The sequence below is a fragment of the Arthrobacter sp. UNCCL28 genome (assembly GCF_900102805.1).
Taxonomy (GTDB): Bacteria; Actinomycetota; Actinomycetes; order Actinomycetales; family Micrococcaceae; genus Arthrobacter; species Arthrobacter nicotinovorans_A.
Map to the genome: position 1 here is coordinate 685,697 of NZ_FMWE01000003.1, position 15,025 is coordinate 700,721.

Annotated in this window: 15 protein-coding genes; 5 read left to right on the plus strand and 10 right to left on the minus strand. The window is 62.0% G+C overall.

What is annotated here, in order from left to right; all coding sequences use genetic code 11:
- Positions 1-137: 137 nt before the first annotated feature.
- The 4 genes from BLQ01_RS11665 to BLQ01_RS11680 all read right to left on the minus strand — a co-directional run bounded on the left by BLQ01_RS11665 (position 138) and on the right by BLQ01_RS11680 (position 3,176).
- Complete coding sequence (locus tag BLQ01_RS11665) at positions 138-485, minus strand: RNA polymerase-binding protein RbpA (RefSeq protein ID WP_011774875.1); 348 nt, start codon at positions 483-485, stop codon at positions 138-140.
- A gap of 255 nt (positions 486-740) precedes the next feature.
- A complete protein-coding gene (locus BLQ01_RS11670) occupies positions 741-1,715 on the minus strand; it encodes an SPFH domain-containing protein (RefSeq protein ID WP_091551846.1) in 975 nt (324 codons plus the stop codon).
- An 82-nt stretch (positions 1,716-1,797) separates the two neighbouring features.
- Complete coding sequence (locus BLQ01_RS11675; RefSeq protein ID WP_091552003.1) at positions 1,798-2,259, minus strand: NfeD family protein; 462 nt, start codon at positions 2,257-2,259, stop codon at positions 1,798-1,800.
- An 80-nt stretch (positions 2,260-2,339) separates the two neighbouring features.
- Positions 2,340-3,176 (minus strand): methyltransferase domain-containing protein, encoded by an 837-nt coding sequence (locus BLQ01_RS11680; RefSeq protein WP_026540717.1) that lies wholly within the window; start codon positions 3,174-3,176, stop codon positions 2,340-2,342.
- A 69-nt stretch (positions 3,177-3,245) separates the two neighbouring features.
- On the opposite strand from BLQ01_RS11680, the gene BLQ01_RS11685 reads away from it, so the two are divergent.
- The gene (locus tag BLQ01_RS11685; protein WP_091551847.1) at positions 3,246-5,261 is read left to right on the plus strand and encodes a S9 family peptidase; all 2,016 of its coding nucleotides are present in this window, start codon (positions 3,246-3,248) and stop codon (positions 5,259-5,261) included.
- A 33-nt stretch (positions 5,262-5,294) separates the two neighbouring features.
- On the opposite strand, the gene BLQ01_RS11690 is transcribed toward BLQ01_RS11685, so the two are convergent.
- Positions 5,295-5,969: a peptide deformylase gene (locus BLQ01_RS11690; RefSeq protein ID WP_091551849.1), complete on the minus strand. Its 675-nt coding sequence runs from the start codon at positions 5,967-5,969 to the stop codon at positions 5,295-5,297.
- Positions 5,970-6,020: 51 nt separating this feature from the next.
- On the opposite strand from BLQ01_RS11690, the gene BLQ01_RS11695 reads away from it, so the two are divergent.
- Positions 6,021-6,428 (plus strand): nuclear transport factor 2 family protein, encoded by a 408-nt coding sequence (locus BLQ01_RS11695; protein ID WP_026540720.1) that lies wholly within the window; start codon positions 6,021-6,023, stop codon positions 6,426-6,428.
- On the opposite strand, the gene BLQ01_RS11700 is transcribed toward BLQ01_RS11695, so the two are convergent.
- The 3 genes from BLQ01_RS11700 to BLQ01_RS11710 are packed head-to-tail and all read right to left on the minus strand — an operon-like array spanning position 6,429 to position 9,414.
- Complete coding sequence (locus BLQ01_RS11700) at positions 6,429-7,559, minus strand: FAD-dependent oxidoreductase (RefSeq protein WP_091551850.1); 1,131 nt, start codon at positions 7,557-7,559, stop codon at positions 6,429-6,431.
- A gap of 14 nt (positions 7,560-7,573) precedes the next feature.
- Entirely contained in the window at positions 7,574-8,281 is a 708-nt protein-coding gene (locus tag BLQ01_RS11705) for a class I SAM-dependent methyltransferase (RefSeq protein WP_091551852.1), read from the minus strand.
- The gene (locus BLQ01_RS11710) at positions 8,278-9,414 is read right to left on the minus strand and encodes a type III polyketide synthase (RefSeq protein WP_026540723.1); all 1,137 of its coding nucleotides are present in this window, start codon (positions 9,412-9,414) and stop codon (positions 8,278-8,280) included. The genes BLQ01_RS11705 and BLQ01_RS11710 overlap by 4 nt, the downstream gene beginning before the upstream one ends.
- A 131-nt stretch (positions 9,415-9,545) precedes the next feature.
- Here BLQ01_RS11710 and BLQ01_RS11715 point away from each other — a divergent pair, with 131 nt between their 5' ends.
- Positions 9,546-11,939, plus strand: coding sequence for an ATP-binding cassette domain-containing protein (locus BLQ01_RS11715; protein ID WP_175493419.1), 2,394 nt, complete (start codon positions 9,546-9,548; stop codon positions 11,937-11,939).
- Positions 11,940-12,019: 80 nt separating this feature from the next.
- Here BLQ01_RS11715 and BLQ01_RS11720 read toward each other — a convergent pair whose 3' ends face one another.
- Complete coding sequence (locus tag BLQ01_RS11720) at positions 12,020-12,937, minus strand: FAD-dependent oxidoreductase (RefSeq protein WP_217638375.1); 918 nt, start codon at positions 12,935-12,937, stop codon at positions 12,020-12,022.
- Entirely contained in the window at positions 12,934-13,239 is a 306-nt protein-coding gene (locus BLQ01_RS22545) for an FAD-dependent oxidoreductase (protein WP_217638376.1), read from the minus strand. Before BLQ01_RS22545 ends, BLQ01_RS11720 begins: the two co-directional genes overlap by 4 nt.
- 103 nt (positions 13,240-13,342) lie before the next feature.
- On the opposite strand from BLQ01_RS22545, the gene BLQ01_RS11725 reads away from it, so the two are divergent.
- Together BLQ01_RS11725 and BLQ01_RS11730 are read left to right on the plus strand one after the other, a co-directional pair.
- On the plus strand, positions 13,343-13,825 hold the full coding sequence (locus BLQ01_RS11725; protein WP_091551855.1) for a MarR family transcriptional regulator: 483 nt from the start codon (positions 13,343-13,345) through the stop codon (positions 13,823-13,825).
- 444 nt (positions 13,826-14,269) lie between these two features.
- Entirely contained in the window at positions 14,270-15,010 is a 741-nt protein-coding gene (locus tag BLQ01_RS11730; protein ID WP_026540727.1) for a GntR family transcriptional regulator, read from the plus strand.
- The last annotated feature ends 15 nt before the right edge of the window (positions 15,011-15,025 follow it).

Below are 15,025 nucleotides of genomic sequence, written 5' to 3' on the forward strand. Positions count from 1 at the left end.
AACAGAAAAGGCCGGGTCCGGTTCCCAGTGGGAACCGAACCCGGCCTTTTTGCGTCTGTCCGCGCAACCGTCTGTCGCTCAGCCGCCTGTCCGCACAGCCTGGTCATACAGGCCGGTTGGTCCAGTACAGGTGCGGACTAAGCGGAGCGGCGCTCTCCACGGCGCTCACGCAGAATGTTCAAACGATCCTCCAGGATCTGCTCCAGCTCAGGAAGGCTCCTGCGCTCCAGGAGCATGTCCCAGTGGGTGCGGACCGCTTTCTCGTTAGCGTCCACCGGGCGCTCACCATCGACCAGGAGGGCTTCCTTGCCGGTCTTGGAAACCCATACCGGGGGAATTTCAGCTTCGGAGGAGAAGGTCACGAAGACCTGCTCGCCGTCTTCGCAGCGGTACTCGACCCGCTGGCGCGGTGCCGGTTCAACGCCGGATTCAGTTTCCATGCTTTGGGCGCCAAGACGCATACCCCGCAGGCTGCGATCGCTCATGATTACTCCCTCTGTCTGTACGCGGAGCAAGGACCCCGCGTTGGCCGTAAGCCGTTTTCACGATCCTTACGGACTACTTCTGCACACCTTGCATCACTCATTGCAACGCATGGCAAAGCTTTTATGTTCCATCCGCACTGAACCAGCCGGACAAATATCCCATTATACGCCGAACAACCACCACTACCTAAAAGCACCCACATGCAGCGAGCGGCCAGCCGGAGTGGCTGACCGCTCGTAGCGCCGTAGTACCAGTTATTCGGCGGGCCTTGCGGGCTCCGCGGAGGCCGTGTCGGCGGAGGTCGTTCCGTCGTGTCCACCGAAAAGACCTACGGGAGAGTCCCCGTTGCTCCCGCCGAGGGCCCCTCCAATTCCCTTGAGCGCTTCGCCCACTTCACTGGGAATGATCCACAGCTTGTTGGAGCTTCCTTCAGCGATCTTCGGGAGGGTCTGCAGGTACTGGTAAGCAAGGAGCTTCTGGTCCGGATTGCCCTTGTGGATGGCATCGAAGACCTTCTGGATTGCCTGGGCTTCACCGTCGGCACGCAGGATGGCTGCCTTGGCATCACCTTCGGCAGCAAGGATGGCAGCTTGCCGTTGGCCTTCGGCAGTAAGGATCTGGGACTGCTTGGTGCCCTCAGCTGTCAAAATGGCTGCACGGCGATCACGCTCGGCGCGCATTTGCTTCTCCATCGAGTCCTGGATGGAGTGGGGCGGATCGATCGCCTTCAGTTCCACGCGCGAGACACGGATTCCCCAACGGCCCGTTGCTTCGTCGAGAACGCCGCGCAGTTGACCATTGATCTGGTCGCGGGAGGTGAGCGCTTCTTCGAGGTTAAGCCCGCCCACCACGTTACGGAGCGTGGTGGTGGTCAACTGTTCGACCGCTTGGATGTAGTTGGCGATTTCGTACGTCGCTGCCCTGGGGTCCGTGACCTGGAAGTAGACCACGGTGTCAATCGAGACCACCAGGTTGTCTTCGGTAATGACGGGCTGCGGCGGGAAGGACACCACTTGTTCGCGGAGGTCCAGGAGCGGCAGGAGCCGGTCAACGAACGGAATCAGAATCGTCAGCCCGGGATTCAGCGTCCGCTGGTACTTCCCGAGCCGTTCAACGACGCCGGCGCGTGCCTGCGGGATGATCCTGACCGAGCGGACCAGCACTATGATGACAAAAATAACGAGAACAATCAGCACGATTGCTGCTGCTGTTCCTCCTAAGCCGTCCATACATCTCCTTCGTTCCCCAATTGCGTGGTCTGATGCTGCGGTCCGGCCAGAGTGCCGAACCGCATAAATGTAAGGCGCGCTGTCAGCGCGGGGTGTTTTCGGCGGGCGAGGCGACTACCGCCGTCGCGCCGTCGATTTTGGTGACCTGGACTGTTGCGCCGGGATCGATGACCCCTGCGATGCTGCGGGCGCTCCAGACGTCGCCGCCGATTTTGACAAGCCCACTGGTGCCGCTCACGGCTTCGATGACGAGAGCGGGTTGGCCAATGAGGCGATCGATGTTGGACCGTTGTTCTTCGGGGCCCTTATGCAGGTGCTTCAGGGCGACGGGACGCACGAACGCGATCATGAGGAGGGAAACAACGCAAAAGATGACAATTTGGAGCCAGAAATCCGCGCCGGCAAAGTCGGCCACCAAGCCTGCCAAGGCTCCGCCGCCGAGCATGATGAAGAAGAGGTCCAGGGTGAGCATTTCCACCACTGCGAACGCGAGGAAGGCTGTGAGCCAGAGGGCCCACCAATTCTCGCCGAGCCATTCGAACATCGATTCCCCCTTGGTCCCGGATCCCGCGGGCGGGATCACAGTCGCTGTTCTTCCATCCTAGCCCGATGCGCCGTCCCACGTCAGGACGCGGTAAATACGCTGATCCGGAACTTGGCCGTGGTGGCCAGTACACCGGCAGGGACGCCTTGCTCCGCGTGGCGCCGGTGGTGGTGGCCGGCCGGTCCCATGTAGGCCAGGTCCTGCACCTGCGGGCCAGTCAGCTCAAGGGGGATGTCCAGGCCGTAAGCGGCAGCAGGACTGAAATGGTCCTTCATCGTCCCGGCCAAACGTTCCTCCTTGCCCTCTTCAATGCCCAGCATTCCGGTGGCCGCTGCTGCTTCGGCAAGGTGTCCCGGCCTGGGTGTCACCACTATCAGTTTTCCGCCGGGACGGATCACCCGCGCGAATTCGGCCGGGTTTCGCGGGGCAAAAACCACCATGACCACGTCCACCGAATGATCGGCCACCGGCAAGGGACGCCAAATGTCCCACACAAGGTTCACCGCTTGGGGATTGAGGCGGGCAGCCCTGCGGAGTGCAAACTTGGAGATGTCCAGGCCGATCGCTGCCGCTCCGGACTGGTTAACAACTGCATTGAGGTAGTGCCCCGTGCCCGTGCCGGCGTCGAGAACCAGGGCGCCGGGACCCTGGAGGGCTCCCGCAGCTTCCTTCGCAACTGTTGCGGCCAAGCCTGAATAGTGTCCAGCGTCCAGGAACCGGTGGCGGGCGGCCACCATATCGGCGGTGTCTGCTTCGAAAACAGTGCCCTTGCCCGTGAGCAAGTTGAAGTAGCCCTGTTTGGCGGCATCGAAAAGGTGCCCCGACCCACAGGCAAGTGCCCTCCGCGGATCTTCCCGCACCTGGAGCGTCCCTTGGCACAGGGGACAGCGAAGGGCGGCGAGGGCATCGGAGAACATGGCTTCAATCCTAAGGCTGGACGGAGTGTCTGGAGCCGCCCACCGGGGTCCCGGGCTAGGCTCACCCTCGTGAAACCCGAGCAACTGCCCCTGCTGAACTCAGTGTCCGCCCCGGCCATCCACCCTGATGGGACCAAGGCGGTGGTATCAGTCACCAGGCCGGATTTTGACGCCGACAGCTACGTCGGCCAGCTGTGGACAGTGCCCCTGGACACCACCAAGCACCCGCGTCGCATTACCCGCGGCTTCAGGGACAGTTCCCCTGCTTTCTCACCCGACGGACTGGTCCTTGCGTTTCTCCGAAGTGATCCCGACGGCAAACCCCAGTTGTTCGTTGTGGAGGCCGCCGGCGGCGAACCGCAACGGATTACTGCCCAACACTCAGGGGTTGCCGGCTTCATCTGGGCGCCGGACTCCCATCGGATTGCATTCTTGGCCCCCGTCCCGGAACAAGGGCGGTACGGAACGGTGGACGGTGTGGGCGCAGCCGGCGAGGACGCCCGCCTGATCACGGCGAACCAGTACCGGATGAACGGTGTTGGATACACCGCCGACCAGCCCCAGCAGGTGTTCGTGGTTGAGGTTCCCGAGTTGGGCGGTGAGCCTGCAGTGGCACCCCGTGGGCGGGCTGCCCACGAACAGCCAAAATCTGCCGCCCCGGGGATTCCCGCGGCGACGCAACTGACGTTTGGCGGCTCAGACCACGAGTCCCCGTGTTTTTCTGCCGACGGCTCGCACCTTTTCTTCGTGGCGGCCCTGCATGAAGGGCACGACGACGATCTGGTCACCTCGGTTTACAGCGTGGATGCCGCCGGTGGCGAGCCGTCCGTCGTCGAGCCTTCCCACGGCAAACTCCAAACGGTCACCGGCGTCCGCGCCTCCCTGGATGGTGGTTGGTTGTTCTACACAGCCCAGGACCTCGGGACTACGGGCAGGGACTTCGTTGCCCGGAACGGCGTCCTGTATGCCATGCCAACCGGTGGGGGAGAAGCAACGGCCCTGACCGACGTCGAACATCTGGACGTTTCCGGACCCTTGGAACCCAGCGGCCCTTCCAGCGTCCTTGTCCTGAACACGGCCCTGGGCAGCGTCGAACTGCTTGACGTCAACGCGGTGGGAGAGATCACCCCCTTGGTCCATGGCGCAAGGGTGGTCATAGGCGCAACGGTAGCTGCCAACGGAGAGATCGCGGTGAGTCTTGCCGATGCCGCTTCCGTGGGCGATGTCGCTTCCCTCGAACGCGGGGAACTGCGTTTGCTGACAGATTTCTCAGCCGGCCTCAGGAACAATTCCCGGGTCAGCGAGCCCTTGGACTTCGAGGCCGAGTCCTCCGATGGGCATCCCGTCCATGGCTGGCTTGTCCTCCCTGATGGTCCCGGACCCCATCCGGTACTGCTCACGATCCACGGCGGCCCATTCGCCCAGTACACCGGAGCCTTCTTCGACGAAGCACAGGTCTACGCTGCCGCAGGATACGCAGTAGTGATGTGCAACCCCCGCGGATCGGCCGGTTACGGCCAAACACATGGCCGTGCCATCAAGGAGCACATGGGCACGCTGGATATGCAGGATGTGCTTGCATACCTGGATGCAGCCATAGCCGCCCACAAGGCCCTGGACAAGGACCGGGTAGGCATCATGGGCGGCTCCTATGGTGGCTACCTGACTGCCTGGACCATCGCCCACGATCACCGCTTCAAAGCAGCGATTGTCGAACGCGGCTTCCTGGACCCGGTCAGCTTCACGGGTTCTTCCGATATTGGCTGGTTCTTCGGGGGCGAATACACCGGTGGAACCCTTGAACAGATGACTGCCCAGAGCCCCATGGCAGTGGTGGGTTCCGTCCAGACTCCAACCCTGGTAGTGCACAGCGAAGACGACCTCCGGTGCCCCATCGAACAAGGGCAGCGCTACTACGCCGAACTTAAGGCCCGAGGGGTGGATACCGCGTTGTTGGTGTTTCCGGGCGAAGACCACGAATTGTCCAGGTCAGGGACACCACACCACCGGAAGCAGCGCTTTGAGCACATCCTTCGCTGGTGGGCACAGCACCTGCCTACCGCGTCAAACCAAGTGGAGGACTGACCTGCCGGCGGCACGCTGCGTTGGTTGATCCTTTCAGCGCAGGAAGCCCAGGTTCCGGCGGGCATCATCAATGTCCGGAGCGGCCCAACGGGCAGAATGCTCCGCATTGCTGGAAAGGGACCTGATTTCGGCGCGGTCCAGGTACAGCGTTCCATGGAGGTGGTCCGTCTCGTGCTGGACAATGCGCGCCTGCCAGCCGGAGAACCATTCCTCCACGCGCACACCCGCGGGTGTGAGGTATCTCAGCTCCACATTCCGGTGCCGGGTCACCACCGCCTGGTAGCCGTTGACGGAGAGGCAGCCCTCATAGAAGGAGGCCGTCTCCGAGCCCAACGGCAAGTACTGCGGGTTCACAATGGCAAGAAACTCCAAATGTTCCCGGTGCCGGACAGCGGCCGAAACCGGGTCAAGATCATACTGATCCTCCAACACCGCGAGTTGCAGGGGAATGCCCAGCTGCGGAGCAGCCAGGCCGACACCGGGCGCATCGTGCATGACCTCACGCATGCGGTCCACCAGGGCTGCGAGTTCAACGTCGTCCAATTGGCCGTCATAGGGCGCCGCCAACTGTCGCAGCACGGGGTGTCCGGCCTGGACAATCGGCGGGAGTCCATCAGCATCAAGCAACCTGCGGACGGCGTCCCTGATCTGCGTGGAGTTGAAGTCCGTAGCCGGGCCCACGGCCTCAGGATGGGGTTGATGGTTCATGGCAAGAGCCTATCCCCAAGGGTCGCCGTTGAGTTGGGCTAGGCTCTACGAATGAGCGATTCATCTTCATTGGACCGTGTGCTCGGATTCGTCCGGACTGTTGAAGCCGGCGGCGGAGCTGCTGAGCTGCGGCCCTTCCTTGCCCCGGACTTCCAGCTGACTGAGTGGCCCCATGCCCTGTCCAAAACCGGCTCCACCAGGAACCTGCAGGAAACTTTGGCCGGCGCCGACCACAGCAAGGACATTGTTGCCGATCAGCGATTCGAAGTGGTGAGAACCACCGCCCAGGGCACCCGGGTTGTCCTTGAAATGAACTGGTCGGCCACGCTGTTGCTCGATCTTCCGCACTGGGACCGCGGCGACACCATCCGGGCCAGGAGTACAGCCGTTTTTGAGCTCCGGGACGGCCTGATCGTCAGCCAGGATACGTACGACTGCTATTACACGACGCCGGAATAGCTAGCGCATGGTGAAGCGCCGTTCCACCAGCCCGGCGACTGCCGGAAGCCCAAGCACTTGGGCAAAGAGTTTGTTCCGGGCTTCCATGGCAGCCGGCGCCAACGGCCTGCCCAAAGCCATGTTCAGTCCAGCCTGACGCGATGCACGCCGAGCCGATTTCCTGCGGGATTTTTCAAAGACCTGAAGCAACCGGCCCACGTCCGAACCACCGAATGATGCATCCATGATGGGCGCCAATGCTGCAGCATCCAACCAGCCAAGGTTCATGCCCTGGCCCCCGATCGGGCTGATTTCGTGGGCTGCGTCGCCGAGCAAAACCACCCGGCCGTGCACCATTCGTTCTGCCAGGCGCGACCGGACCTCGAAGGCGCTCACCATGGTGTTGCTGCCCGCATCCGGGAACTCGCCGGTTCTGGCGCCGATCAGCGCAGCCAGCCCGGCCGCCGTCGTGCCTTGGTCCGGTGACCCCAACCTGACCACCCATCTGCGCACACCGCCCGGCAGCGGAAAGGATTCAACAATCCCGGCGGGCTCCAGGTACAGGACAGCGTCGGTACCGTGACCGGTGGCATCAGCGAAATCTCCCATGATGTAGCTATCCGGATAGCTCCGTGCAGGCAGGTGTGGAAGGATCCGTTGGCGGACCGCTGAATGGGCTCCATCAGCGGCCACCACCAGGCGGGCGCGGAACTCCAGGGCACCAGCGGCGGAATCCGCTGCGACCCGAACCGACCTGAAGTCGTCCACTACTTCCTGGACATCCGCGCCCCGGACAATTGCCTCGGCATCCAGGTCAAGAACTGCCTCCTCCAGGACCCTCTCGGTCACCGCCTGCGGTACCGCAAGGATGAAGGGGAAGGCGGGATCGCCGTCGAACGCCAGCTGGGCCACCAAGCGACGCCGGCTGTAGGCAACGCCCCTCCGGATATGTACTCCGGCGGCAATCAGCTCCCCGGCAACCCCCGCGCGGGCCAGTTCCGCCAACGCCGGAGGGTGGATGCCGATGGCGCGCGAACTCCCGCTGCGGCTGGTCCTCCGTTCCAGGATCCGCACCCGGTGACCCCGCTGCAACAACAGTGCCCCCATGAACAGGCCCACCGGACCGGCACCGACGATCACGACGTCAAACATCTTCCCCCTCTGGCTCAAGGCCGCTCCGGCCCATGGACCAGCAGGTGGTGCCAAGGACCGTTTGCCTCGACGCTCCAGGTCTCCGGAACGGTGGATTCCAGCTCCTGGGCTGTGTAACTGCGTTTGATGGACACCAAGCCGTCACCCCAGATGTAGGAGCCTGGTCCCAAGGGCCAGAAGCCGATCATGAACAGTACGTAGGAGAGGTTGCTTCGTTTGAGGTCGTTATGGAGCACCAGGCCTCGGCTGAGGGCTTCGGAATCGCGCAGCACACCGGCGAGTTGCCCGGAATCGAGGTGGTGGAGGATGTGGTTGGAGATGACGAAGTCAAAGACCTTGCCCTCGGCCACCAGTTCGGAACTGTGGGCCTGACGGTAAGTGACACCCTGGGCCGAGCCGGTTCCGGTAGCAAAGGCGAAGGCTCTGGCATCAGGATCGATCGCCGTCACAGTAAGGAGGAAACCGTCTTTCCGGGCCCAGTGTGCGAGGCTGCGCGCAACGTCACCACTGCCGCAACCAATATCCAGGAGGGACGCCGACCCTTGCGCCGCCAACACAGGCCGGATTCTGCGGACGTAGGTTCGGCGCCAACCGGAAAGCAGCCTGTTGACCACCGGAAACCTGGCATAGGTCCGGGTGAGCCGTTGGGGGTCGCAGTCAGTCTTGTCCATCTCCTCAACCGCATACAGGTCCCGCTCACGAAGGGACCCCCAAGGACTCACAGATCGGGGGAGAGAAGCGTAAAGAGGCCCGTCTCCACCGTCAGGCCCGGGCCGAACGCCATGGAACAGATCCGCTCCTCACGTTCGCTGGCGGGAACGCCCAGCATGTACTTCAGGACAAAGAGCACCGTGGCGCTGCTCATGTTGCCGTACTCACGCAGTATTTCCCGGGCCGGGACCAGCTGCTCCTGGGTCAGTTCCAGTTTGGACTCCACCTTGTCCAGGATGCTGCGGCCTCCTGGATGGATGGCCCAGTGGGTAATGTCGCGGTAAGGAAGTCCGGCCAACTCCGGTTCCTTGGCGAGGAGCGGTTCCAGGGCACCGGTGATGTGTTCCTCGATAATGTGCGGGACATAGGAGCCCAACACCATTTCGAATCCTTCATCGCCGATGTTCCACGCCATGGCTTCCTCACCTACGGGTGTGAGTACGGTCTCGAAGTGGTCCAGCCTGATGACCGGTTCGGGTCCTTCCGGTTCTTTCGCCGTCACGATGGCCGCTGCCGCGCCATCACCGAAGATGGCTGATCCCATGATGGTGTCGGGATCGTTTGAGGTGCGTACATGGAGGGAACAGAGTTCCACGCAGATCACCAGGACCACGGCCTCGGGATCAGCAACACAGAACTGTTTGGCGGCTTTGAGGGCGGGGAATGCTGCGTAACAGCCCATGAAGCCGAGGTGGTAGCGCTGAACTGCCGGGTTCAGGCCCAATGCCCGGACAACCTTGTAGTCGGGGCCGGGGTTGAAAAAGCCTGTACAGGAGACGGTGATGACATGGGTGATGTCATCGAGGTCAATACCCGAAGCCTGGGCTACTGCCGTCTTTCCTGCCTCCACGAACAACTTGGTTGCTTCGGTTGCGAAGATTTCGTTGCGTACCTTGGTGCTCGGGCTGAGGACCCTGTTGGTCGCGGGGTCGAAGAACTGCGGATTCTCCGAATGGGCATCAAGGCTGAGTTCGGCAACCGCCGTGTAACGGGTATCGATGGCTGCTGAGTCAAAGCACGTGCTGACAAGCCGCGTTCCCAGCCGTGTCAGGCCTGGTTGGGAAGCGAAGACTTCACGGGCCTGCTGCTGGACGAGGATGGTTGGCGGAACTGCGGTTTCAAGGGACCTCACGTATACCGGCATGCTTCATTCTTAGCGAGTAAACGGTGGAAGACAATGGCAGAATCGAACTTACTGACCGAGGTTGGTCAAGGATAGCCAGGCGACGCCGACGGGGGACTGTTGGGCAGCGCCGCCCCACAGATGGAGAGATGATGACTATTGCTGCGAGTACTGACACGGATTCTCCCGCGTCGCATGTCGCTGACACCCACGATCTCATCAGGGTCCAGGGTGCGCGCGAGAACAACCTGAAGGACGTCAGCATCGAGATTCCCAAGCGCCGGCTCACGGTGTTCACGGGTGTCTCCGGTTCGGGAAAAAGTTCGCTGGTTTTTGCAACCATCGCCGCAGAGTCGCAGCGCATGATCAACGAGACCTACAGCGCATTCGTGCAGGGATTCATGCCTTCGCTGGCCCGCCCGGACGTGGATATGCTCGAAGGCCTGACGACGGCGATCATCGTTGACCAGGAACGCATGGGCTCGAATCCGCGGTCAACCGTGGGCACCGCCACGGACGCCAACGCCATGCTGCGGATCCTCTTCAGCCGCCTCGCCCAGCCACACATCGGATCACCCAACGCCTACTCCTTCAACGTCCCCACAGTGAAGGCCAGTGGCGCCATCACCGTTGAGCGGGGCGAGGGCAAAACGAAGACGGAAAAAGCCACCTTCAGCCGCTTGGGCGGTATGTGCTCACGGTGTGAAGGGATGGGCTCCGTCAACGACTTCGACCTCACGGCACTCTATGACGACACCAAGTCCCTTAGCGAGGGTGCGCTCACCATTCCCGGCTACACCATGGATGGTTGGTACGGACGGATCTTCAGCGGTTCCGGTTTCTTCAATATGGATAAACCCATCGCCAAGTTCACCAAGAAGGAGCTCCACGACCTCCTGTACCGCGAACCCACCAAGATCAAGGTGGAGGGCATCAACCTCACCTACGAAGGCGTGATTCCCAAGATCCAGAAGTCGATGCTCAGCAAGGATGTGGACGCTTTACAGCCGCACATCCGGGCGTTCGTTGAGCGCGCCATCACCTTCACCACGTGCCCTGAGTGCGAGGGGACGCGGTTGAGCCCCGAGGCACGTTCGTCCAGGATCAAGGGCAAGAGCATCGCAGATGTCTGCACCATGCAGATCAGCGACCTCGCCGACTGGATCCGCGAACTCCAAGAGCCCTCGGTGGCGCCGCTCCTGAAGGGCCTCCAGCACCTCCTGGATTCCTTCAAGGAGATCGGCCTGGGGTATCTCTCCCTCGACCGTCCCGCCGGCACCTTGTCCGGGGGAGAGGCGCAACGGACCAAGATGATCCGGCACCTTGGATCATCCCTCACCGACGTAACCTACGTTTTTGATGAACCCACCATTGGACTCCATCCGCACGACATCGAAAGGATGAACCAGCTGTTGCTGCAATTGCGGGACAAGGGCAACACGGTTCTGGTGGTGGAACACAAACCGGAAACAATTGCGATCGCCGATCACGTGGTTGATCTTGGGCCCGGCGCAGGAACCGGCGGCGGCTCTGTCTGCTACGAGGGAGATCTGGACGGACTGCGGGGGAGCGCGACCATCACCGGACGCCACCTCGATGACCGTGCCTCCATCAAAGAGAAAGTTCGCACTTCATCCACCCACTTGGAGATTCGGGGAGCCTCCACCAACAACCTCAAAAACGTCGACGTAGACATTCCCCTCGGCGTTCTTTGTGTCCTGACCGGTGTGGCCGGTTCCGGCAAGAGTTCCCTGATCCACGGCTCTGTGGCGACGCGCGAGGGCGTTTTGGTGATAGACCAGGGCGCCATTCGTGGGTCGCGCAGAAGCAACCCCGCCACCTACACAGGACTGCTGGAACCCATCCGGAAGGCCTTCGCCAAGGCCAACGGTGTGAAGCCGGCGTTGTTCAGTTCCAACTCCGAAGGCGCCTGCCCCACCTGTAACGGCGCCGGGGTGATCTACACGGATCTGGGCGTGATGGCCACTGTGGAGTCGCCCTGCGAAGAGTGCGAGGGAAGGCGCTTCCAGGCCTCGGTTCTCGAATATAGGCTGGGGGATCGCAATATTGCAGAAGTGCTTGCAATGTCCGTGAATGAAGCACAAGTCTTCTTCAGCGAGGGGGAAGCCAAAACTCCGGCGGCGCACAAAGTGCTGGTCCGCTTGGCAGATGTTGGCCTCGGCTACCTCACGCTGGGCCAACCGTTGACCACCCTGTCCGGCGGTGAGCGGCAACGGCTGAAGCTGGCCACGCAGATGTCCGAGAAGGGCGATATCTACATCCTGGATGAGCCAACTACCGGCTTGCACCTGGCTGACGTCCAGAACCTCCTCGGAATGCTGGATCGCCTGGTCGAATCTGGCAAGTCCGTCATCGTGATCGAGCACCACCAAGCCGTCATGGCTCACGCTGACTGGATTATCGACCTCGGGCCAGGTGCAGGTCACGACGGCGGCAACATCGTCTTCGCTGGAACACCGGCAGAGCTTGTGGCTGGGAAGTCGACCCTGACGGGCAAGCACTTGGCCGCTTACGTAGGCGCCTGAGAACTGCAAGCGCTTCGGGCCGGCCCGGTCCGTCCCGGCCCGAAGCGCAGCCGCGCCCGCATTTGCTGACCCCTTTCCGCTCAGGCGATGTCCGACGTCGCGGTGTCCCATTGGATGTGATGGCGATACACCCAATCGAAGGTGTCCTCCGATCTGCGGGCAATTCCCCGGAAGACCGCCGGAAGGACCAGGTCCTCGAAGACGCGCTTGAACTGGCCTCGGATTTTCGGCGCCGCATTTCGGCGTCCCCATTCCACTACCGATTCCGCCCGCGCCCGGCGCTCGTTCTCATATCGAGCCAGCGCCTCCGGGAGTGAACCCTGCTCCTGGCCTTGAAGGGAACGGCCCAGGGTGACTGCGTCTTCGATGGCCATCGAAGCTCCCTGCCCCGACGACGGCGAAGCTGCGTGGGCGGCATCGCCCACCAGGACAAGCCTGTCGCGCTGCCAGCGGGGAACACTTGGAAAGTCCGAGGTGGTGTAAGGCCTGATGGTGTCATCCGTGGCGGTAATGATGGCCGCCATGATGGTGCGGTCCCCGGCGACGAGCTTGGTCAGCCACTCCTTACGGGCGCCTGCGTCCAATGTGGCGGGATCTTCAGAGGACCGTTGCAGGGGGTTGGCAAACCACCAGGTCCGGCCGTCGGGATCCTGCATGTAGCAATAGAAGCAGCGCTTGCCGAAGACCATCTTCATTCGCCCGGCTTCGATGTCAACCAGCCCGGGCGGCAGAACCCCGGCCGGGACTATGCCGCCCGTATTGAGCAACGGAATGTTCCTTGGTTCCGGCGAATCGGGGTCAATCAGCGTTCTGACCCGTGAGTGAAGGCCATCGGCACCAACCAGGATGTCTCCATGCGCAGTGGTTCCATCGTGAAAAACGGCGCTCACGCCCTCGCGCGCTTCCCCCACTGCGGTCAGCCTTTTACCGTAAACAATGCCGATGCCCCGCCGGCCGGCTTCTTCCCGCAGCATGCCGTACAGCTCGGAGCGGGTCATGGTGCGGGCGGTGGTGCCGCAGGCAGGGACCCGCCGTAGTCGAAGTCAATAAGGTGCTTGCCGCTGCTTCCCAAGTACATGGACATCAGGGGAGTGCTGAAACCCAACCGGCCCGCCGCGCCTTTGAGCCCAAGGGTGTCCAGGGCATCGAAACCATTGACGGCCACCGTCAGGAAGCCGCCGATGCCATCGGAGGGCACTCCGTAGGCTTCGAAGATGACTGGCCGGTGGCCGGCCTTGTGCAGCGCTATGCCACTTGAGAGTCCGGCAATGCCGGCGCCTATAACCATGCAATTGAACATCAGGGCCTCCAAAGTTATTTCGTTCGGTCGAACGAAATATATCGCTGTGACCCTGGGTCGTCAATCCTTTCGGGATTGCGAAATACCTTGCTAGCCTCGGTGCATGCAGTCAGACAGCGACCCGGATGCCCGAAAAGCCCTGCTCGAAGCGGTTTACGCCTCCGGGCGGGAGCTTTCGACGGCGGCCGTCATGTTCCACACGAAGCTCTCCGAACTTCGCGGATTATCCGCAACCGAAGGCAAAGCCATTGACATCCTGCTGCGGCTCGGGCCAATGACAGCGGGCGAATTCGGTCAGCACTCAGGCCTGGCGCCGGCATCGGTGACCGGCCTGATGCAGCGCTTGGAAAGCAAGGGAATAGCCCGCCGGGTCAGGCATGACGAGGACAAGCGGAAGGTCCTGATAGAACTGGTCGGCGACCAAGTGACAGCCGCGACGCCATATTTCTTGGACTTCATGAACGGACTGGCCGCCTTGCTTGAGGGTTACAGCGACCAGGAACTGCGCGTCATCGCCGACTACTCGGCGAAGGCCGCGGACATTCAGAAAAACGCAGCTGGGCGCTTGGGACACGAAGCACCCTGACACGAGGCTGCCGCCCCTCCCGGACGCTCTTCCATAACGCCGATAATCTACATTATGTAAAGTAAAGCGGAAGAGGCCCTCCCCGCAGACCAGGCATTCACCGCCCATCGGCTCGTGCAGAACGCCCTAAAGCACCCCGTCCACGACGCACTGGCCTGAAGCCCTCCCTGACGTTTGGCACAACAAGTTCCGCACAGCAAATTCACGGGCGCATGATGAACATAAGAAGCGGCTCGTTCCGCATGCCGTTTACTGGGCTGACGTCAGGACATGGCGGCTCTTCCTTGTCCACAGGCCGAGCGACGAACTTACTTGACCCTCCACGTACGCCTGCTAGTATCGAAAAAAGAACAGCATGTCCTATCAAAAGAACAAAGGGTGACATACCGCGAACGCCTCAGGCACCGGCGCAGCGGCGGGAACCTGGAACGTGGGGAACATTCAGTGGCGAATCAACTTGGTCTTAACATCGACCGCTCCTCCCCCGTGCCCCTTTATCACCAGGTGGTCCAGGGCATCGAGGCAGCCATCCACAGCGGTGTCCTGGAGCCCGGGAGCCGGCTGGACAACGAGATCGACCTCGCGGCGCAGCTGAACCTGTCCCGGCCAACCATGCGCAAAGCCATGGACGAGTTGGTCAGATCCGGCCTGCTGGTCCGTAAACGTGGCGTGGGGACCCAGGTGGTTTCCAGCCAGGTACGCCGGCCGCTGGAACTGTCCAGCTTGTTCGATGACCTCACCAACAACGGCAAGAAGCCCACCACGGAAGTTCTGAGCTTCTCCCACATGGAGGCAGACGCTCCCACTTTGGCCACGCTGCAACTTCCGGCGGGTTCAAAGGTCTACCACTTCACCCGCCTGCGCAAAGTGGGCGGAAAGCCCCTGGCGTTGATGGAGAACTGGGTGCGGGATGACATTGCCGCCATGGATGAAGCCATGTTGGCCAGTGAAGGCCTTTACGCGATTCTCCGAAGGGGCGGCGTGAACTTCCGCTTGGCGACGCAGCGAATTGGCGCGATGATCGCCAACGACTACCAGGCACCCCTCCTGGATACGGACGTCAACTCCGCCCTGGTGACCATGGAACGTACGGCAGTGGATGACACGGGGCGGCGCGTGGAGACGGGCCATCACGTCTACCGCGCCGACTCCTACAGCTTTGAAATGACCCTCGTACAGCGCTAACCGCAAAGGACTCCC

Excerpts from the sequence above, each read along its gene's own strand:
- BLQ01_RS11665 (WP_011774875.1), bottom strand. The coding sequence starts at position 485 with ATGAGCGATCGCAGCCTGCGGGGTATGCGTCTTGGCGCCCAAAGCATG.
- BLQ01_RS11670 (WP_091551846.1), bottom strand. The coding sequence starts at position 1,715 with ATGGACGGCTTAGGAGGAACAGCAGCAGCAATCGTGCTGATTGTTCTC.
- BLQ01_RS11675 (WP_091552003.1), bottom strand. The coding sequence starts at position 2,259 with ATGTTCGAATGGCTCGGCGAGAATTGGTGGGCCCTCTGGCTCACAGCC.
- BLQ01_RS11680 (WP_026540717.1), bottom strand. The coding sequence starts at position 3,176 with ATGTTCTCCGATGCCCTCGCCGCCCTTCGCTGTCCCCTGTGCCAAGGG.
- BLQ01_RS11690 (WP_091551849.1), bottom strand. The coding sequence starts at position 5,969 with ATGAACCATCAACCCCATCCTGAGGCCGTGGGCCCGGCTACGGACTTC.
- BLQ01_RS11695 (WP_026540720.1), top strand. The coding sequence starts at position 6,021 with ATGAGCGATTCATCTTCATTGGACCGTGTGCTCGGATTCGTCCGGACT.
- BLQ01_RS11700 (WP_091551850.1), bottom strand. The coding sequence starts at position 7,559 with ATGTTTGACGTCGTGATCGTCGGTGCCGGTCCGGTGGGCCTGTTCATG.
- BLQ01_RS11710 (WP_026540723.1), bottom strand. The coding sequence starts at position 9,414 with ATGCCGGTATACGTGAGGTCCCTTGAAACCGCAGTTCCGCCAACCATC.
- BLQ01_RS11715 (WP_175493419.1), top strand. The coding sequence starts at position 9,546 with ATGACTATTGCTGCGAGTACTGACACGGATTCTCCCGCGTCGCATGTC.
- BLQ01_RS11720 (WP_217638375.1), bottom strand. The coding sequence starts at position 12,937 with ATGACCCGCTCCGAGCTGTACGGCATGCTGCGGGAAGAAGCCGGCCGG.
- BLQ01_RS22545 (WP_217638376.1), bottom strand. The coding sequence starts at position 13,239 with ATGTTCAATTGCATGGTTATAGGCGCCGGCATTGCCGGACTCTCAAGT.
- BLQ01_RS11725 (WP_091551855.1), top strand. The coding sequence starts at position 13,343 with ATGCAGTCAGACAGCGACCCGGATGCCCGAAAAGCCCTGCTCGAAGCG.